Annotated in this window: 14 protein-coding genes and 1 tRNA gene; 8 read left to right on the top strand and 7 right to left on the bottom strand. The window is 74.8% G+C overall.

Translation table 11 applies throughout. The features are described 5' to 3' along the window. The 4 genes from G1H19_RS00275 to G1H19_RS00260 form a co-directional block, all read right to left on the bottom strand. Positions 1-3,813, bottom strand: a complete 3,813-nt coding sequence (locus G1H19_RS00275; RefSeq protein ID WP_235928309.1) for a multifunctional oxoglutarate decarboxylase/oxoglutarate dehydrogenase thiamine pyrophosphate-binding subunit/dihydrolipoyllysine-residue succinyltransferase subunit — start codon at positions 3,811-3,813, stop codon at positions 1-3. A gap of 196 nt (positions 3,814-4,009) precedes the next feature. Then, a complete protein-coding gene (locus G1H19_RS00270) occupies positions 4,010-4,819 on the bottom strand; it encodes an ankyrin repeat domain-containing protein (protein ID WP_152731356.1) in 810 nt (269 codons plus the stop codon). A 55-nt stretch (positions 4,820-4,874) separates the two neighbouring features. After that, positions 4,875-5,627, bottom strand: coding sequence for an ABC transporter permease subunit (locus G1H19_RS00265; RefSeq protein WP_235928311.1), 753 nt, complete (start codon positions 5,625-5,627; stop codon positions 4,875-4,877). After that, on the bottom strand, positions 5,624-6,619 hold the full coding sequence (locus tag G1H19_RS00260) for an ABC transporter ATP-binding protein (protein ID WP_322099375.1): 996 nt from the start codon (positions 6,617-6,619) through the stop codon (positions 5,624-5,626). Before G1H19_RS00260 ends, G1H19_RS00265 begins: the two co-directional genes overlap by 4 nt. A gap of 226 nt (positions 6,620-6,845) precedes the next feature. Here G1H19_RS00260 and G1H19_RS00255 point away from each other — a divergent pair, with 226 nt between their 5' ends. Next, positions 6,846-7,973, top strand: a complete 1,128-nt coding sequence (locus tag G1H19_RS00255; RefSeq protein WP_162393457.1) for an adenylate/guanylate cyclase domain-containing protein — start codon at positions 6,846-6,848, stop codon at positions 7,971-7,973. A 41-nt stretch (positions 7,974-8,014) separates the two neighbouring features. Next, on the top strand, positions 8,015-9,649 hold the full coding sequence (locus G1H19_RS00250) for an ABC-F family ATP-binding cassette domain-containing protein (RefSeq protein ID WP_152731357.1): 1,635 nt from the start codon (positions 8,015-8,017) through the stop codon (positions 9,647-9,649). Positions 9,650-9,698: 49 nt separating this feature from the next. Here G1H19_RS00250 and G1H19_RS00245 read toward each other — a convergent pair. The 3 genes from G1H19_RS00245 to G1H19_RS00235 form a co-directional block, all read right to left on the bottom strand. Next, positions 9,699-9,773 (bottom strand) — tRNA-Arg (locus tag G1H19_RS00245). An 88-nt stretch (positions 9,774-9,861) separates the two neighbouring features. Continuing rightward, complete coding sequence (locus tag G1H19_RS00240; protein WP_162393458.1) at positions 9,862-10,557, bottom strand: DUF305 domain-containing protein; 696 nt, start codon at positions 10,555-10,557, stop codon at positions 9,862-9,864. Continuing rightward, positions 10,554-11,444, bottom strand: a complete 891-nt coding sequence (locus tag G1H19_RS00235; protein WP_152731358.1) for a DUF3105 domain-containing protein — start codon at positions 11,442-11,444, stop codon at positions 10,554-10,556. The genes G1H19_RS00240 and G1H19_RS00235 overlap by 4 nt, the downstream gene beginning before the upstream one ends. A 245-nt stretch (positions 11,445-11,689) precedes the next feature. Between G1H19_RS00235 and argS the strand changes: the two genes are divergently transcribed. From argS to G1H19_RS00205, 6 genes are all read left to right on the top strand, one after another. Beyond that, positions 11,690-13,351 (top strand): arginine--tRNA ligase, encoded by a 1,662-nt coding sequence (argS, locus tag G1H19_RS00230; protein WP_162393459.1) that lies wholly within the window; start codon positions 11,690-11,692, stop codon positions 13,349-13,351. Beyond that, complete coding sequence (gene lysA / locus G1H19_RS00225) at positions 13,348-14,841, top strand: diaminopimelate decarboxylase (protein WP_162393460.1); 1,494 nt, start codon at positions 13,348-13,350, stop codon at positions 14,839-14,841. Before argS ends, lysA begins: the two co-directional genes overlap by 4 nt. Before the next feature lie 8 nt (positions 14,842-14,849). Beyond that, positions 14,850-16,169: a homoserine dehydrogenase gene (locus G1H19_RS00220; protein ID WP_235928313.1), complete on the top strand. Its 1,320-nt coding sequence runs from the start codon at positions 14,850-14,852 to the stop codon at positions 16,167-16,169. A gap of 132 nt (positions 16,170-16,301) precedes the next feature. Further along, entirely contained in the window at positions 16,302-17,381 is a 1,080-nt protein-coding gene (gene thrC / locus G1H19_RS00215) for a threonine synthase (protein ID WP_235928315.1), read from the top strand. Positions 17,382-17,385: 4 nt separating this feature from the next. Next, positions 17,386-18,339 carry a homoserine kinase gene (gene thrB, locus G1H19_RS00210; protein WP_235928318.1) on the top strand — a complete coding sequence of 318 codons (954 nt, stop codon included), beginning with the start codon at positions 17,386-17,388 and terminating at the stop codon, positions 18,337-18,339. A 307-nt stretch (positions 18,340-18,646) separates the two neighbouring features. Beyond that, positions 18,647-19,513: Rho termination factor N-terminal domain-containing protein (locus tag G1H19_RS00205; RefSeq protein WP_204282625.1), on the top strand; the 867-nt coding region annotated here is incomplete at its 3' end.

The raw sequence follows: 19,513 nt of genomic DNA, 5'->3' as shown, positions 1-19,513 counted from the left end.
TCAGTCCGCGAAGGCCTGGACGACGAGCTGCTTCTGCTCGCGCTCGTGCACCTTCGCCGACCCGACCGCGGGGCTGGCCGACGCCCGCCGGCTGACCGGCCGCAGGGTCCGCCCGGCGGGCAGGTGCTCGGGCAGGTTGACCGCCATGAACTGCCAGGCGCCCATGTTGGCCGGCTCCTCCTGCACCCAGACGACGTCGGTCGCGTTCGGGTACTGCTCCAGCGCCGCGGCGATCTCGGTCTCGGGCAGCGGGTAGAGCTGCTCGACCCGGAGCACGGCGACGTGCGCGGTGCCCTCGGCCTCGCGGGCGGCGAGCAGGTCGTAGGCGACCTTCCCGCTGCACAGCAGCACCCGGGTGACGGCCGCGGCGTCCAGCGGGGCACCGCCGACCCCGGGGTCGGGCAGCACCGGTCGGAAGCCCTGCTCGGTGAAGTCGCTCACCGAGCTGACGGCCACCTTGGCGCGCAGCAGCGACTTCGGCGTGAACACGACCAGCGGCCGGTGCACGTCGGAGAGGGCCTGGCGGCGCAGCAGGTGGAAGTAGTTCGCCGGCGTCGAGCAGTTCGCCACGGTCATGTTGTTCTCCGCGGACAGCTGCAGGAAGCGCTCGATGCGACCCGAGGAGTGGTCGGGCCCCTGCCCCTCCAGCCCGTGCGGCAGCAGCATGACCACGCCGGAGCGCTGGCCCCACTTGGCCTCACCGGAGCTGATGAACTCGTCGATGACCATCTGGGCGCCGTCGACGAAGTCGCCGAACTGGGCCTCCCAGAGCACCAGCGCCTGGGGGTTGGCCACCGAGTAGCCGTACTCGAAGCCGAGTGCGGCGTACTCGCTCAGCAGCGAGTCGTAGACGAAGAACTTCGCCTGGTCCTGGGTGAGGTTGCCCAGCGGGGTGTACTCGTCGGCGTTCTCCCGGTCGATGAGCACCGAGTGCCGCTGCACGAACGTGCCACGGCGGGAGTCCTGGCCGGCCAGCCGCACCGGCACGCCCTCCATGAGCAGCGACCCGAAGGCCAGCAGCTCGCCCATCGCCCAGTCGATCCCGCCCTCGCTGGGCATCGCGGCCCGGCGCTCGAGCATCCGCTGCAGCTTCGGGTGCACGGTGAACCCCTGCGGCAGCGAGACGTGCGCGTCGCCGATGGTCTTGAGCACCTCGGGGGTCGTGGCGGTGACCACGGTGGACTGCTGCGGGGTGCGCGGGTCCATGACCGGCTCGGGGGCGGAGGAGTCCCGGGCGTCGTGGGTCTCGGCGAACGCCCGCTCCAGCTGCCCGCGGTAGTCCTTGAGCGCGTCCTCCGCCTCGGCCATGGTGATGTCCCCGCGGCCGACCAGCGCCTCGGTGTACAGCTTCCGGACCGAGCGCTTGCGGTCGATGATGTCGTACATCATCGGCTGGGTCATCGACGGGTCGTCGCCCTCGTTGTGACCGCGGCGCCGGTAGCAGACCAGGTCGATGACGACGTCCTTGCGGAACTCCTGGCGGTAGTCGACCGCCAGCCGGGCCACCCGCACGCAGGCCTCCGGGTCGTCGCCGTTCACGTGGAAGACCGGGGCACCGATCATCCGGGCGACGTCGGTGGAGTAGAGGCTGGAGCGCGCCGCGGCCGGGCTGGTGGTGAAGCCGACCTGGTTGTTGATGACCACGTGCACGGTGCCGCCGGTGCGGTAGCCGCGCAGCTGCGACAGGTTCAGCGTCTCCTGGACGACGCCCTGGCCGGCGAACGCCGAGTCGCCGTGCAACAGCACCGGCAGGACGGTGAAGCCGCCCTCACCCTTGTCGATCATGTCCTGCTTGGCCCGCACGATGCCCTCGAGCACCGGGTTGACCGTCTCCAGGTGGCTGGGGTTGCTGGCCAGCGAGACGTTGATCTGGGCGTCCCGGAACGGGTTCTGGAAGCACCCCTCGGCGCCGAGGTGGTACTTCACGTCGCCGGAGCCCTGCACGGTGCCCGGGTCGATGTTGCCCTCGAACTCACCGAAGATCTTCGAGTAGCTCTTGCCCAGCACGTTGGCCAGCACGTTGAGCCGGCCCCGGTGGGCCATGCCGATCGCGACCTCCTCGAGCTCGTAGTCGGTGGAGGCCACCAGCACCTCGTCCAGCAGCGGGATCACCGACTCGCCGCCCTCGAGGCTGAACCGCTTCTGCCCGACGTACTTGGTCTGCAGGAACGTCTCGAACGCCTCGGCGGCGTTGAGCCGGCCGAGCACGTGCTTCTGCTTCTCCCGCTCGAGCTGGTCGTGCTTGACCTCGATCCGGGCCTGCAGCCACGCCCGCTCGGCGGGGTCGGTGATGTGCATGTACTCCACGCCGACGGTGCGGCAGTAGGAGTTGCGCAGCACGCCGAGGATGTCGCGCAGGCTCATCATCCGCTCGCCGGCGAACCCGCCGACCGGGAACCGGCGGTCGAGGTCCCACAGGGTCAGCCCGTGCCGGACGATGTCCAGGTCGGGGTGCGTGCGGGCCTTGAACTCCAGCGGGTCGGTGTCGGCCATGAGGTGGCCGTTGCGCCGGTAGGCCTCGATGAGCTCGATGACCCGTGCTTCCTTGTCGATCTGCCCCTCGTGCCGCACCGTGACGTCCGGCGCCCAGCGCACCGGCTCGTAGGGGATGCGCAGCGACCGGAAGACGTCGTCGTAGAAGCCGTCCTGGCCGAGCAGCAGGCCGTGCAGCCGGCGCAGGAAGTCACCGGACTGGGCGCCCTGGATGATCCGGTGGTCGTAGGTCGAGGTGAGCGTGATCGTCTTGGCGACGGCGAGGTCGGCGAGCGTCTCCGGGCTCATGCCCTGGAACTCCGCGGGGTAGTCCATCGCCCCGACGCCGACGATCGTGCCCTGGCCGGCGGTGAGCCGCGGCACCGAGTGGTTGGTGCCCAGGGTTCCGGGGTTGGTCAGGCTGACCGTGGTGCCGGTGAAGTCCTCCATGACCAGCTTGCCGGCCCGGGCGCGCCGGATCACGTCCTCGTAGGCGCCCCAGAAGCCCGCGAAGTCGAGCTCCTCGGCGGCCTTGATGTTGGCCACCACCAGCGAGCGGCTGCCGTCGGCCTTGGGCAGGTCGATGGCCAGGCCGAAGTTGACGTGCTCGGGCTGGACCAGCGTCGGCTTGCCGTCCACCTCGGCGAAGGCGGCGTTCATCTCCGGGAAGTCGTCCAGCGCCCGCACCAGCGCGTAGCCGATCAGGTGCGTGAAGGACACCTTGCCGCCGCGGGAGCGGGCCAGGTGGTTGTTGATCACGATGCGGTTGTCGGCCAGCAGCTTCGCCGGCACGGCGCGCACGCTGGTCGCCGTGGGGACGGCGAGCGAGGCGTTCATGTTCTTGACGATGCTGGCCGCGGCGCCGCGCAGCTGGGTGCGCGTGGGGCCGGTGGACTCGGCGGCCGGCGCGGGCACCTTCGGCGCCTCGACCCGCGGCCGGTCGGCCTTGGGCGGCTCGGCCTTCGGCGTCACCGGCTTCGGTGCGGCCGGCGTCGGCGCGGGCGGCTCCGGTGCGGCCGGCGCAGCTGCCACGGGCGCCGGGGCGGCAGGCGCCGGGGCCGGCGTGCGCTGCGCTGCCGGGGGGGCCACCTCCTGCGAGGGGGCCGGCGAGGCGTAGGAGCTGGCGCTGCCCGGGCCGGCGGCCGGCTCGTCGTCCGGGGCGTCGTCCGGTGTGCTGGCCGAGGGCTCGGGGGCTGCCCGGTCCTCACCGGCCGCGACCGGGCTGCCCGGTCGGTAGTCGTCGAAGAAGTCGTGCCACGCGCGGTCGACGCTGCCGGGGTCGGCGAGGTACTGCTGGTACATCTCCTCGACCAGCCACTCGTTGGTTCCGAAACCAGCCACCGCGGAGGGCTGGTTCGTGGACGGCTGGGATGAGCTCACGCTTGACACGGGGTCGAGTGCCTTCTTCGTCTGTGGACGTCGTTGGACCAGGGGGGAGTCTATCCACCCGGCCGATCTGGTCGCGGAGGTCGCGGCCGTCCCGGGGGTGATCTGCGTCGGGGGCCCGCGGCGGCCGCCCCGCAGGTGCGTGGGCCGCTCAGTGCGTGGCGCCGTGGGCGACGAGCAGCGCGCCCAGCGCCTCGTACTCGGGGGTCCCGCCCGGGGAGTCGGCCCGCTGGCGTGCCGCGGCGACCCGGGTGATGTCCAGGGCGGTGGCGCCGTCGGAGGTGGTGGCGTCGACGTCGGCGCCCGCCTCCAGGAACAGCTGCACCAGCCGCGCGGAGTCGTCGGTCAGCGGGGCGGTCACGGCCGCGTGCAGGGCGGACTGCCCGCTGGCGGCGTCCCGGTCGTGCACGTCGGCGCCGGCCGCCAGCAGCACCCGGACGACGTCGACCCGACCGGCCAGCACGGCCGTGCGCAGCGCACCGACCTCGGCGGGCGCGCCGCGGGCCAGCAGCAGGCGCACGGCCGGCACCGATCCGCCGTGCGCCGCCCAGGACAGCAAGGGGGTGCCGGTGACCGGGTCGAGCAGCGGGCTGCCGCCGTCCAGGAACATCTCCAGCCGGGGCACGTCGCCCAGCCAGGCGGCCGTCGGGGCGTCGACCTCCGCACCGAGGCGGCACAGCACCTCGACCAGCCCGAGTGCCCGGCCAAGCGCGACGTGCAGCGGCGTGAGGCCCTGCTCGGTGCGGGCGCCGAGGTCGGCCCCGGCGTCGACCAGGGCCTCGACGAGGTCGGCCCGCCCGGTGGCCACGGCAAGGTGCAGGGGCGTCCACCCGTCGGTGCCCTCGTGCTCGACCGTGCGCCGGAGCAGCGCGGGGGAGGTGGCGACCGCCTCGACGACGCCGGGCAGGTCGCCCGCGCCGATCAGCCGGGCCAGCCGGGCCGCGGTCATCCGGGTGGTCATCCGCGGGCACGTCCTCGGTCGGCGCAGCCGGGCTGCGGTGGGGCGTGCCGTGCGGTCACACGACGTCCCGGCGGACGGTGAGCAGGGTGGCCAGGGCCGCGGCGACCAGGCCGTAGGCGACCAGGATCGCGGCGCCCTGCCAGGGGCCGAGCACGTCCGGGGCCTGGAAGTCGCTGGTCATCGCGGACAGGGCCCCGCCGGGCAGCCACTTGTACAGCCCCTGCGTGGCCGGGATGCTGCCCAGCAGCGGCTCCACCACGTACAGGAACACCAGCGCGCCGACGATGGCCCCCACCTGGTTGCGCAGCAGCGCACCGAGCCCGATGCCGATCACCACGTAGATCACGATCGCCAGCCCGGCCCGGGCCAGCACGACCAGGTTGTCCTGGTCGAACGTCAGCGCGGTGCCGCGGGCAGAGGAGTACACGAGCGCCACGACCGCGGTGACCGCGCAGGCCACCAGGGCGAAGGGCACCGCCGCCGCGACGTAGGCCAGCAGCTTCGCCACGACCACCCGCCAGCGGTGCGGGCTGGACAGGAACGTCGGCGTGGCCGTGCGGTGCCGGTACTCCTGGGTGACCCCGATGATGCCCAGGATCAGCGCGAAGACCGTGCCGTTGGCGGCCACGGCCAGCACCGTCTGCTCGTAGTCGGGCGTGCCGAGGGCCGGCACGCCCTCGCCGCCGGCCAGCCCGGTGAACAGCGCGGCGAAACCGCCGCCGAAGGCGCAGGCGCCCAGCAGCAGGCCGATCCACACCCGCGTGGTGAGCAGCTTGGTCCACTCCGAGCGCACCAGCGCGCCGATCACGACTGTCCTCCCTGGGCTGCGTGGGCGCCGGCCACGGCAGGGTCCGGACCCGGTCCGCCGGCCGGACTGCCGGCGGCGTACTGCTCCTGACCGGCGGTGAGCCGGAAGTAGATCTCCTCCAGGCCGCTGGTGTTCGAGCGCAGCTCGTGCAGCTCGACGCCCGCGGCGAACGCGTGCCGGCCCACGTCGTCGGTGGTCGAGCCACCCACGGTGAGCTCCTGGCCCTCGGCGCTGAGCACGGTGGCCCCCGCGCCGCGCAGCACCTCGGCCAGCCGGGGTGCCTCCGGGCTGCGCACCAGCACGGTGCCGGCGCCCGCGCCGGCCCGCAGCTCGGCCATCGAGCCCTGCCGCACGAGCCGGCCTGCCCCCACGATCACCACCCGGTCGGCGGTCTGCTCGACCTCGGTCAGCAGGTGGCTGGAGACCAGCACCGTGCGGCCCTGGTCGTGGGCGAGGTGGCGCAGGAACCCACGCAGCCACTGGATGCCCTCCGGGTCCAGCCCGTTGGCCGGCTCGTCCAGCACCAGGACGTCGGGGTCGCCCAGCAGCGCGGTCGCCAGGCCCAGCCGCTGGCGCATGCCGAGGCTGTAGTTGCCGGCCTTGCGGCCGGCCGCCGCGGTGAGGCCGACCTGGTCGAGCACCTGGTCGGCGCGTTCGATCGGCAGCCCCGCGGCGCGGCAGTAGACGCGCAGGTGGTTGCGCCCGGTGCGGGCCGGGTGGAACGCCGTCTCCAGCACGGCACCCACGCGGCGCAGCGGCGACGGCAGGTCGGCGTAGGGCACGCCGTCGAACGTGGTGGAACCGGCGTCCGGCGTGATCAGCCCGAGCGCCATCCGCAGCGTCGTCGTCTTGCCGGCGCCGTTGGGCCCCAGGAAGCCGGTGACCTGGCCCGGCTCGACGGTGAAGCTCAGGTCGTGCACCGCCCGCACCGAGCCGAAGCTCTTGCTCAACCCCTGCACGTCGACCCGCACCGGGTCGACCGTGGTCCGCACTGCGCTGCTGATGGCTCCTCCTCGACGCGATGGCCTGTCGGGGGCATCCAAGCGCACCGGGGCCGTGCGGCGCACCTGCCCCCGGCGCGGCGCAGGTGACCCACGCCACTCCTGACTCCGCACGGGTTATCTTGCGGCGCGTGACCCGTGCTGCTGCCGTCGTCCCCCGCCCGAGGGGCGACGCGAGGCCGGTGCCCGGCCGGTCGACCGCGTGCGGGACGGGGCGGTGAGCGACCCGGTCGACCCCCGGGACACGCTCGAGCAACTGCTGCTCGGCGGTCCCCGCCGTTACACCCGGCAGGACGTCGCGGCGCTGTCCGGTGTGTCCTCCGAGCGCAGCCGGCGGCTGTGGCGCGCGCTGGGCTTCCCCGACGTCCCCGACGACGAGGCCGCCTTCACCGACGCCGACGTCGCCGCGCTCTCCACGCTGAGCCGGCTCATCTCCTCGGGCTTCGTCGACGCGGACGCGGAGGCCTCGATCGCCCGGGCGATGGGCCAGTCGCTGTCCCGGCTGGCCGACTGGCAGACCGACATGCTGGCCGCGATCCTCGCCGCGCCCCGGCCCCGGGACGGCGGTGACCCCGCGGGGCAGCCCGGCGGTGAGCCGGCGTCCGCCCCGGTCGGGGACGGTCCCGAGGACGCCGCCGCGCGGGCCGCGCAGGTCGCCGAGCTGCTCGTGCCGCTCATGCGCAACGTGCAGGACCACATCTGGCGCCGGCACCTGGCGGCCAACGTCGACCGGCTGCTGGTGCCCGGCCCCGGCACCGACGTGCGCGAGCTGTCGGTCGGGTTCGCCGACCTGGTCGGCTACACCTCACGCTCCCGGGGCATGGGCGGGCGGGAGCTGGGCCGCATGGTCGAGGACTTCGAGAGCCTCGCCGCCGACGTGATCGCCCGGCACCGCGGCCGGGTGGTCAAGACCGTCGGTGACGGCGTGCTGTTCACCGCCGAGGACCCGGTCGACGCCGCGGAGATCGCCCTGGACCTGCCGGTCGGCTGGGCCGCGGAGGACCGGCCGCCGCTGCGGGTCGGCCTGGCCCACGGCCGGGTGCTCACCCGGCTCGGCGACGTCTACTCACCGGTGGTCAACCTCGCGAGCCGGCTGACCTCCATCGCCCGTCCGGGCGCCGTCCTGGCCGACCAGCAGCTGGCCCGCCGGCTGCGCGGCCGGACCGCCTACCGGGTCCGGCCGCTGCGCCGGGTCTCGGTGCGGGGGTACGACAACCTGCGGCCGTGGCTGGTCCGACGCCGGTCCGGGGACGACGACACGGTGCTGGAGGACCTGCTGGACGAGATCGCCCGCGACGTGCTGGACGAGCCGGTCGAGGCCGAGGGGGACAGGGTCGCGGAGTAGGGCGGAGCGGGGTGGGACCGCGGGCAGGGACCATGGGGCCCATGGCCACCCTCCTCGCCCGCGGCCTCGCCGCCGGTCACGGTGCCCGCGTGCTGTTCTCCGGCCTGGACCTCGTCGTCGCCCCCGGCGACGTCGTCGGGCTGGTCGGGGTCAACGGTGCGGGCAAGTCGACGCTGCTGCGCACCCTCGCCGGCCAGGCGGCCGCGGAGGCGGGCAGCGTCGTCCTGAGTCCCCCGTCGGCGACCGTCGGGTTCCTGCCGCAGGAGCACGAGCGGCGCGCGGGGGAGACCGTGCTGGGTGCACTGGGCCGGCGCACCGGGGTGACGGCGGCGCAGCAGGAGATGGACGCGGCGCTGGAGGCGCTGACCGAGGGCGTCGCCGGGGCCGACGACCGCTACGGCGAGGCACTGGAGCGCTGGCTGGCCCTCGGTGGTGCCGACCTGGACGACCGGGCCGCCGACGTGCTCGCCGAGGTCGCGCCCGGGGTGGCGCCCGAGGCGCTGATGACCGGGCTGTCCGGCGGTCAGGCCGCCCGGGTGGGGCTCGCCTCGCTGCTGCTGTCCCGCTACGACCTGCTGATGCTCGACGAGCCCACCAACGACCTGGACCTCGCCGGGCTGGACCAGCTGGAGCGCTTCGTCGCCTCGCTGCGCACCGGCGTCGTGCTGGTCAGCCACGACCGGGAGTTCCTCGCCCGCACCGTCACCCGCGTCGTCGAGCTCGACCTCGCCCAGCAGCTGGTGCGCGTGCACGACGGCGGCTACGACGCCTACCTGACCGAGCGGGAGGTGGCCCGCCGGCACGCCCGCGAGGAGTTCGAGGAGTACGCCGACACCAAGGCCGGGCTGGAGGGCCGGGCGCGCATGCAGCGCAACTGGATGGCCAAGGGCGTCCGCGACTCGATCAAGAAGTCCAAGGACGGCGACAAGAACATCAAGGCAGCCGCCCGGGCGTCGTCGGAGAAGCAGGCGGCCAAGGCGAGGCAGACCGATCGGCGCATCGAGCGGCTGGAGGTGGTCGAGGAGCCGCGCAAGGAGTGGGAGCTGCAGATGCAGATCGCGCCTGCGCCGCGGGCCGGCGCCGTCGTCGCCACGCTGCGCGGTGCGGTGGTGACCCGGTCTGGGTTCCGGCTGGGCCCACTGGACCTGCAGGTGGACTGGGGTGACCGGCTGGCCGTCACCGGGGCCAACGGTGCGGGCAAGTCCACGCTCATCGGTGCCCTGCTCGGGCGGGTGCCGCTGGACGTCGGCACCGCGTCGCTGGGCAGCGGCGTGCAGGTCGGCGAGGTCGACCAGGCACGCGGCCGCTTCCTGGGCAGCGAGCCGCTGGCGCTGGCCTTCGGCGCCGAGGTGCCCGACCTGCCCGACGCCGAGGTGCGCACGCTGCTGGCCAAGTTCGGGCTGCGCGCCGACCACGTCCTGCGACCGGCCGACACGCTGTCCCCGGGCGAGCGCACCCGCGCGGCGCTGGCCCTGCTGCAGGCCCGCGGGGTCAACGTGCTGGTGCTCGACGAGCCGACCAACCACCTGGACCTGCCGGCGATCGAGCAACTGGAGCAGGCGATGGAGGGCTACGCCGGCACGCTGGTGCTGGTGACGCACGACCGCCGGATGCTCGAGGCGGTGCGGGTGACCCGCCGGCTGCACGTCGAGGACGGCGCGGTGCGGGAGGTGTGAGCGGCGGGCCGGGTGGCCCGCCGCCGGGGCGCTGCGCCCTGGTCGATCGTGGTGCCCCCGGCAGGATTCGAACCTGCGCCCCTGCCTCCGGAGGGCAGTGCTCTATCCCCTGAGCTACGGGGGCTCGTGGTGCGGGGTGGCGGCGTAGACGTTATCAGCCGCCCCGGGCGCACCGACGCGGGGCGTCCGCCCGGTCGGGCCGGGGCGCCGGCTCAGGGTGCCGGCAGGGGCGCGCCGCCGCGGGCGGCCAGCATGTCCGTCATGGTCGTGACCTCGGCCGTCTGGGTCTCGGCGATGGTGCGGGCCAGGGTGGCGACGGCGGGCTCGATGGCGTGCGAGCCGGCGTACTGCGCCATCTCCAGCCCGCCCTGGTGGTGCCGGGTCATCAGCTGCAGGAACCGCACGTCGAAGGCCGGGCCGGACAGCGAGCGCAGCTCGGCCAGCTCCTCCTCGGTCGCCATGCCGGGCATGAGGCCGCCGGGGCCCATCGCCATGTCGTCCATCGCCACCGACCCCATCTGGCTCGACCCCGAGCCGTGCCCGTGCGAGCCGCCCATCCAGGTCATCGTCTCCGCGCTCGTCGCCGGCAGGCCCCACAGCGCCAGCCAGCCCTGCATCCGGCCCGCCTGGTTGGTCTGCGTGGCGGAGATGTCGAAGGCCAGCGAGAGCACCTCGGGGTCCTGGCTCCGGGACGCGGCCAGGTTCGCCATCTCCACGCCCTGCAGGTGGTGGCGGGACATGTCGCGGGAGAAGCCGGCGTCCACCGAGTCGGTGCCCGGGGTCTGCTGCTGGCCGATGCCGAGTGCCACGGCCAGCCCGCCGCCGATCAGCACCAGCGCGACGGCGATGACCGCGGCGAGCAGCGGCCGCAGCAGCCGGCTGGCCCCGCCGGCAGCGGGTGCGGTCACGGCGCCGGGGTGGCCGGGGCGCCGGAGCCGGTGGCCGGGCTGGTGGTGGTGGGCGCGTCGCTGTTGCCGATCGGGGCGCTCTCGGCGTCGGCCGCGAGCGGGTTGGCGGCGAACTCGGGGTTCTCGCAGCTCGCGCCCGGCTCCGGGGTGTTCTCCGGGTCGTAGAGCAGCGTGTCGATGAACTGCTGCACGCGCACGTCGCTGGCGGAGTCCACGCCGAGCTGGTGGTTCCAGGCCTGCAGCATGATCGGCGAGCTCTGGCCCGGGTAGGGCGACAGCATCATCCCGGACCGGCCGTCGACCAGGCCGGTCAGCGTGTCCAGGTCACCGTCGGAGACCGCGTCCGGGTCGTAGGTGATCCACACCGCGCCGTGCTCCTCGGAGTGCACCGCGTTCTCCGTGCGGATCGGGATGGAGTAGACGGTGCCGGTGCAGTCGGCCCAGTAGGGGTCGTGCGGCCCGCCCACCGGCGGGGACTCGGAGTAGTCGACCGGGGTGGCGACGTGTTCCTGGCCGTTGGCGTAGTCGAAGGTCCGGATGCCGGAGATGTCCTCGGCGCTGGCCACCGAGTTCTCGTTCTTCTCCCGCACCTGGACGACGGCGTAGCCGATCACGGCGGCGGCGAAGACGACCACGGCGGCGGCCGCGGCGATCAGCCCCCACGGCTTGGGCTGCGCGACGACCTGCGTCGGCGGGCGGGTGCGCCCGCCCTTGCCCCGGGCGGTGGCGCTGGGCCGGCTGGACCGGTCGGACCGGCCGCCGGCCGCGGCGGCCTTGCCGACCGCCTTCGCGCCGGCCTTGGCAGCAGCGCTGTCCCGGCCCCCGGTCGCCCGTGTGGACCCCTTCCGACCGGTCGTGCGGTCCTGCGGGTCAGGGTCCTTGGCCAAGGCCTCTCCTCGGTGCTGGGCGCGGACCCACGTGGTCCTGCGCCGGCTGGTGTCGGGTGCTCCGTGGCGGTCGGCGCCGCCCTCGCCGGCGGCGGCCCGGCGGGGTGCGGAGGCCCCGGAGCCTGCGAGTGTAGGGCGGCAGGCTGTGCGACCCGGCCTCCCCGGCGGTGCTGTGACCGGCCTGTGCACCCCGTCGAGGGAGGTGTGCGGCCGGGGCGGACCACCAGGTCGCCTACGATCGCGCGGTGACACCCGAGCAGCTGCGTGACGTCGTCCGGACCGCCGTGGCGGGGGTCGTCGGCCGCGGGGAGCTCGCCGTCGACGTCCCCGACGACGTCGTCGTCGACCGTCCGAAGAACCCCGAGCACGGCGACTACGCCACCAACGTGGCCATGCGGCTGGCCAAGCCGGCCGGCCGCCCGCCCCGCGAGGTCGCCGAGCTCGTCGCCGCCGAGCTGCGCCTGCAGCCGGGCATCGACCGGGTCGACGTGGCCGGGCCGGGCTTCCTCAACGTCACCCTGGCCAAGGCCGCGCTCGGCCGGCTCGCCGTGCAGGCGGTCACCGCCGGTGCCGGCTACGGGCGCACCCAGGTGCTGGCCGGGCAGCGGCTGGACCTGGAGTTCGTCTCGGCCAACCCGACCGGGCCGGTGACCATCGGGTCGACCCGGTGGGCCGCGGTGGGCGACGCGCTCGGCCGGCTGCTGACCGCCAGCGGCGCCGAGGTCACCCGGGAGTACTACTTCAACGACGCCGGTGCCCAGATCGACCGCTTCGCCGCCAGCCTGCAGGCCGCTGCGGCCGGCCGGCCGACCCCGGAGGACGGCTACGCGGGGGAGTACGTGCAGGACATCGGCGCCCAGGTGGTGGCGCTGGAGCCCGGCCTGCTCGACCGCCCGGACCACGAGCAGCTCGCGGTGTTCCGGGCCCGGGGCGTGGAGCTGATGTTCGCCGAGATCAAGGGCTCGCTGGCCGACTTCGGCGTCCGGTTCGACGTCTACTTCAGCGAGCGCACGCTGCACGAGTCCGGCGCGCTGGACAAGGCGGTCGGCCGGCTGCGCGAGGGCGGGCACGTCTACGAGGCCGACGGTGCCGTGTGGCTGCGCACCACCACGTTCGGCGACGACAAGGACCGGGTCCTGGTCAAGGGCGACGGCGAGACCACCTACTTCGCCGCCGACTGCGCCTACTACCTGGACAAGCGCGAGCGCGGCTTCGACAAGGTCCTGATCATGCTGGGGGCCGACCACTCCGGGTACGTGGGCCGGTACAAGGCCCTGGTGGCGGCGATGGGCGACGACCCCGACGTGCACCTGGAGATCCTGCTCGGCCAGCTGGTCAACCTGGTCAAGGACGGCGAGATCGTCCGGATGAGCAAGCGCAAGGGCAACTTCGTGCTGCTCGCCGACCTGGTCGAGGCGGTCGGCGCGGACGCCGCGCGCTACGCCCTGGCCCGGGCCTCGGTCGACCAGCAGATCGACCTGGACCTGGACCTGTGGAGCCGGCAGAGCAGCGACAACCCGGTCTTCTACGTGCAGTACGCGCACGCCCGGATCGCCTCGCTGCTGCGGGGCGCGGCCGACCTCGGCCTGGCCCTGGGCGAGCCGGACGATGTCGACGTCGCCGCGCTGGCCACCCAGCGGGAGAGCGACCTGATCCGGGCGGTCGCGGAGTTCCCGCAGGTGGTGTCCACCGCCGCGGAGCTGCGGGCCCCGCACCGGGTGGCCCGCTACCTGGAGGAGCTGGCCGGCACCTACCACCGCTTCTACGACTCCTGCCGGGTGCTGCCCCGCGGCGACGAGGAGGCGACGTCGCTGACCACGGCGCGGCTGTGGCTGTGCGCCGCCACCGCCACGGTGCTGCGCAACGGCCTGGACGTGCTCGGCGTGCACGCCCCGGAGCGGATGTGAGGGCGCACCCGGCCGGGCCGCTGCACGGGAACATCTCCCCGCCGCCGGCCGCCGGCGCCCCACCCGCGGTGCTCGGTGCGCTCGACCCGCTGGTGTGGCCGCGCTCGGCGCAGCGGGTCGACGGCGAGCTGCACCTGGGCGGGCTGCCGGTCACCGCGCTGGTGCGCGAGCACGGCACCCCGCTGTTCGTGCTGGACGAGGCCGACTTCCGCAGCCGGGCGGCCGACTTCACCGACGCGTTCGCCGGCGCCGACGTGCACTACGCGTCCAAGGCGTTCCTCTGCGGCCAGGTGGCCCGCTGGGTGGCCGAGGACGGCCTGCACCTGGACGCCTGCAGCGGCAACGAGCTCGCCGTCGCGCTGGCCGCCGGCTTCCCCGCGGAGCGGATCGCGCTGCACGGCAACAACAAGTCCCTGGCCGAGCTGCAGCTGGCCGTGGACGCCGGGATCGGCCACGTCGTGCTCGACTCCTTCGACGAGATCGACCGCCTGGTTCCGCTGGCGCAGGCGCGGGTCAGCGCCGGCGGTGCCCCGGTGCCGGTGCTGATCCGGTCCACGGTCGGCATCGAGGCGCACACCCACGAGTTCATCGCCACCGCGCACGAGGACCAGAAGTTCGGCTTCTCGCTGGCCACCGGGGACGCGCTGACCGCCGCCGTGCGGGTCATCCGGGAGCCCGCGCTGCGCCTGGCCGGCCTGCACAGCCACATCGGCTCGCAGATCTTCGACACCGCCGGCTTCGACGCGGCCGCCCACCGCGTGGTGGGGCTGATGGGCCAGGTGCACCAGGCCACCGGCGAGGTGCTGACCGAGCTCAACCTCGGCGGCGGCTTCGGCATCGCCTACCTGTCCGAGGACGACCCGGTCACCCCCGGCGACGTCGCCGCACGGCTGCGCTCGGTGGTCGCGGCCGAGTGCGCCGCGCTGGACCTGCCCGTCCCGCGGCTGGCCGTGGAGCCGGGCCGCGCCATCGCCGGCCCGGGCACCGTGACGCTGTACGAGATCGGCACCATCAAGCCGGTGCGGCTGGGGGCCAGCGGCTCGCCGGGCACACCGCTGGTGCGCAACTACGTGTCCGTCGACGGCGGGATGAGCGACAACATCCGCACCGCCCTCTACGACGCCAGCTACACCTGCGTGCTGGCCAACCGGGAGTCGCAGGCGCCGCCGGCGCTGTGCCGCGTGGTCGGCAAGCACTGCGAAAGCGGCGACATCCTGGTCCGCGACCTCTGGCTGCCGGCCGACGTCGTGCCGGGCGACCTGCTCGCGGTCGCCGCCACCGGCGCCTACTGCTGGTCGATGGCCAGCAACTACAACTACCTGCTCAAGCCCCCGGTGGTGGCCGTGCGCGAGGGCCGGGCCACCGGCATCGTGCGGCGGCAGACCCTGGCCGACGTCTTCGCCCTCGACGCCGTGCTCGCCGACGTGCCGGCCCCGCACCCCGCGCCCTCGCAACCGGCACCCGAGCTGCACGCCGAGGCAGCGTCGTGACCCCGCCCGTGACCCCGCCCGTGACCGAGCCGCTGCGGGTCGCGCTGCTGGGCTGCGGCACCGTGGGCAGCGCCGTGCTGCGGCTGCTGGACGAGCAGGGCGCCGACCTCGCCGCCCGCATCGGCCGGCCGGTGGAGGTGGCCGGCATCGCGGTGCGCCGGCCCGACCGGCACCCCGGGGTGCCCGCCCACCTGCTCACCACCGACGCGCACGCCCTGGTCACCTCGGGCGACGTCGACCTCGTGGTCGAGGTGATCGGCGGCATCGAGCCGGCCCGCAGCCTGCTGCTGGCCGCGATCGGCGCAGGCAAGAGCGTGGTCAGCGCCAACAAGGCGCTGCTGGCCGAGGACGGCATCGCCCTGCACGCCGCCGCCGCCGACGCCGGCGTCGACCTCTACTACGAGGCCGCCGTGGCCGGGGCGATCCCGCTGCTGCGCCCGCTGCGCGAGTCGCTGGCCGGTGACCAGCTGCGGCGCGTCGTCGGCATCGTCAACGGCACGACCAACTACATCCTGTCCCGGATGGTCGAGACCGGCGCCGGGTTCGCCGAGGCGCTGGCCGAGGCCACCGAGCTGGGCTACGCCGAGGCCGACCCGACCGCCGACGTCGACGGGTTCGACGCTGCTTCCAAGGCCGCCATCCTGGCCACCCTGGCGTTCCACTCGCCGGTCCGTGCCTCCGACGTGTACCGCGAGGGCATCTCCGCGGTCAGCGCGACCGACGTCGCCCGGGCCGCCGAGATCGGCTGCACGGTGAAGCTGCTGGCCATCTGCGAGCGGGTCAGCGACGTGGCGGCCGACGGCACCAGCACCGACTCGATCGCCGTCCGCGTGCACCCGGCGATGATCCCCACCACGCACCCGCTCGCGGCGGTCAGCGGCGCCTTCAACGCGGTGTTCGTCGAGGCCGAGGCGGCCGGCCAGCTCATGTTCTACGGCCAGGGCGCCGGTGGGGAACCCACCGCCAGCGCCGTGCTCGGCGACCTGGTCGCCGTCGCGCGCAACCGGGTCGCCGGCGTCGCCGGGCCCAACGTGAACGCCTACGCGGGCCTCGCCACCCGGCCGATGGCCGACACGCCGACCAGGTACCACGTCAGCCTGGACGTCGCCGACAAGCCCGGCGTGCTCGCGACGGTGGCCGCCGAGTTCGCCTCGCGCGGGGTGAGCATCTCCACGGTCCGCCAGGACGGCCGCGGCGAGGCGGCGACACTGGTGCTGGTCACCCACAGCGCGCCGGACGCCGCGCTCGCCACGACCGTCGCCCGGCTGCGGGAGATGGACGCCGTGCGCGCGGTGACCAGCGTGCTGCGCGTCGAGGGTCTCACCTGAGCAGGGCCCGACCCTCGTAGGATCACCGCACCACCGCACCCGGACGACGCCTCCCGGCGGCACGCCCACCCTGCCCCCGCTGACACCCCGCCCCACCCCCGGACAGTTCCCGGGCGGCTGAAGGAGCCCGACGTGATCACACCCCTGCAGGGCGCCGTGTCACCGCTGTGGCCCGGCCTGATCGAGGCCTACCGTCACCGGCTGCCGGTCACCGACGCGACCCCCGTGGTGACGCTGCAGGAGGGCGCCACCCCGCTGGTGCCGGCGCGCGAGCTGTCCCGCCGCACCGGCTGCGAGGTGTGGCTGAAGGTCGAGGGCGCCAACCCCACCGGCTCCTTCAAGGACCGCGGCATGACGATGGCGATCAGCAAGGCCGTCGAGGAGGGCGCCCGCGCGGTCATCTGTGCCTCCACCGGGAACACCAGCGCCAGCGCCGCCGCCTACGCCGCGCGCGCCGGGCTGATCTGCGCCGTCCTGGTGCCGCAGGGCAAGATCGCCACGGGCAAGCTGGCCCAGGCGCTGGTGCACGGCGCCACGCTGCTGCAGGTCGAGGGCAACTTCGACGACTGCCTGGCCCTGGCCTCCAAGCTGGCCATCGACTACCCGGTCAGCCTGGTCAACAGCGTCAACCAGTTCCGCATCGAGGGCCAGAAGACGGCGTCCTTCGAGGTCGTCGACGTGCTCGGCGACGCCCCGGACGTGCACTGCCTGCCGGTCGGCAACGCCGGCAACATCACCGCCTACTGGCAGGGCTACCGCGAGTACGCCTCCGACGGGCCGGCCAGCCGGCTGCCCCGCATGTGGGGCTTCCAGGCCGCCGGCGCCGCACCGATCGTGCGGGGCGCCGTCGTCGAGCAGCCCAGCACGATCGCCACCGCCATCCGGATCGGCAACCCGGCGTCCTGGAGCAAGGCGCTGAGCGCCCGGGACGACTCGGCGGGGCGCATCGACGCCGTCACCGACCGGGCGATCCTGGCCGCCTACCGGCTGCTGGCCCGCACCGAGGCCGTCTTCGTCGAGCCGGCCTCGGCCGCCTCGGTGGCCGGTCTGCTGCAGGTCGCGGCCGCCGGTGAGCTCGAGCCCGGCCAGCGCGTGGTCTGCACCGTCACCGGCAACGGCCTCAAGGATCCCGAGTGGGCCATCTCCGGTGCCCCCGCGCCGGTCACCATCCCGGTGGACGCCGCGGTCGCCGCCGCGAAGCTGGGCCTGTGACCGGGTGAGCACGCCCCCGGGCGCCGCGCCCGGCAGCTGGCGCATCCGCGTGCCGGCGACCAGCGCCAACCTCGGGCCCGCCTTCGACTGCGCGGGCCTCGCCCTGACCCACCACGACCTCGTGGACGTCGAGCTGGCCGACGGGCTGCAGGTCAGCGTGGCGGGGGAGGGCGCCGGCACGCTGGCCTGCGACGAGACGCACCTGGTGGTGCGCGCGTTCCGCGCTGCGTGCGACGACCTGGGCTGGACGCCGCGGGGCCTGCGGATGCACTGCGTCAACACCATCCCGCACGGTCGCGGCATGGGCTCCTCGGCCGCCGCCGTCGTCGCCGGCATCGTCGCGGCCTGGCAGCTGTGCCCCGACGTCGACACCCGGGACGACGACCGCGTGCTGGCGCTGGCGACCGAGCTCGAAGGCCACCCGGACAACGTCGCGGCCTGCCTGCTGGGCGGGGCGACCCTGTCCTGGACGCGGGGGGAGCACGTCGCCGCCGACCGGCTGGCGCTGCGGGACGACGTCGTCCCGATCGTGCTCGTGCCGGGCGGGACGCTGTCCACCCACGTCGCGCGCGGGCTGCTCCCGCCCGTCGTGCCGCACGCGGACGCCGCGTTCGCCGCCGGGCGCGGAGCGCTGCTGGTGCACGCGCTGACCCGGGAGCCGGGCCTGCTGCTCGACGCCACCGAGGACCGGCTGCACCAGGCGCAGCGCGCCCCCGCGATGCCGCGGACCGCCGAGCTGATCGCGGCGCTACGCGCCGAGGGGCACGCCGCCGTCGTGTCCGGGGCCGGCCCGAGCGTGCTGGTGCTCGGCGTCCGGGGCCCCGACGACGACCCGTCGACGCCGGCGGCCGGGGCCGCCGCGCGCCGGGTGGCCGCGCTCGCACCACCGGACTGGACGTGCCTGCCGCTCGCCGTCGACCACTCCGGCGCACGCGTCTCGCGCACCCCCCTCGGCTGAGGTCACCGGGACGGGTGACGCCCCTGGCCGCCCGCCCGCGGTGCGGTATCGTCCTCCTCGCGCGGGGGGACACCGGGTGCAGCCGGTGTTGTCGGCCTCGTGAGGCTGTTCTAGTCTCACCTCGTAGCCGCCTCCGGGCGAGTTCCACGCGCAGGCGATGCGGACTTCTCGAGCCGTCGCCGCTGATCCGCCTCGCATCCACAGACCAGAGCCCGGCCCTCCGTTCCCTGCAGCACGCCGGGGCCGAGGGTGCTCAGGTCACCTCCTGCGCTGGTAGGCGCAGGTCACCGCAGGGAAGGACCTGTACGTGAGCGAAACAACCGACCTCGTCGTCGACGGCGCCCCCGCGCCGGACACGACCGAGGCCGCTGCCGAGAGCGGAGCGGCCGTCCGCTCCCGTCGCCGCGGCAGCGGACTGTCCGGGATGTTGCTGCCGGAGCTGCAGCGACTCGCGGGCGAGCTGGGCATCCCCGGCGCCGGCCGGATGCGCAAGGGCGACCTGGTCGCCGCCATCGGTGAGCGCCAGACCGGCGGCACCGCCGCGTCGAACGGGACCCCGGCCACCGGCACCGCCGCGCCCGTGACGGCGCCCCCCGCGGCCGCCGCACCGGCCGTCACTGCACCGGACGTCACTGCACCGGACGCCACTGCACCCGACGCCATCGCACCGGACGCGGCGGCACCGACCGGCGTCGAGCCGGGTGCGACCGGCCGTCCCGCGTCGGCCCGGTCCGCACGCACGACCCGCACGCCCGCCGCCGAGCAGGCCCCGGCCGACACCGGCCCGCGATCCAGCGGTACCGAGGCCCCGGACCAGGGTGCGACCGCCGACGGGGGACCGGCCGACACCGCGAGCGCCCCGCCCGAGGTCGCCACCGGTCGCCGTCGTCGTGGGGCCAGCCGCCCGGCCGGCGCCCCCGCCGAGACCACGACCGAGTCGGTGGACCGCGCGCCGGAGCAGGTCGAGGACGAGCCGGCCGGCGACCGCGCCCGGCGTGGCACGCGCGTCGAGCGGGACGGCGGCCGCGACGAGCGTCCCGCCCGTGACGGGAACGAGCGCGGCACCCGCACCCGCAACCGCGGTGGCGTCGTCGCCGCCGACGCCGGTGACGGCCCCGCCGACCGCCCCGCCCGCGACAACGACCGCCCTTCTCGCGACGCCGACCGCGGCGGC

The organism is Goekera deserti (assembly GCF_010685995.1).
Classification (GTDB): Bacteria; Actinomycetota; Actinomycetes; order Mycobacteriales; family Geodermatophilaceae; genus Goekera; species Goekera deserti.
This window is presented reverse-complemented; position numbering and strand designations above follow the sequence as displayed.

Coding starts and splice junctions, on each gene's coding strand:
- G1H19_RS00270 (WP_152731356.1), bottom strand. CDS start 4,819: ATGACCACCCGGATGACCGCGGCCCGGCTGGCCCGGCTGATCGGCGCG.
- G1H19_RS00250 (WP_152731357.1), top strand. CDS start 8,015: ATGGCCACCCTCCTCGCCCGCGGCCTCGCCGCCGGTCACGGTGCCCGC.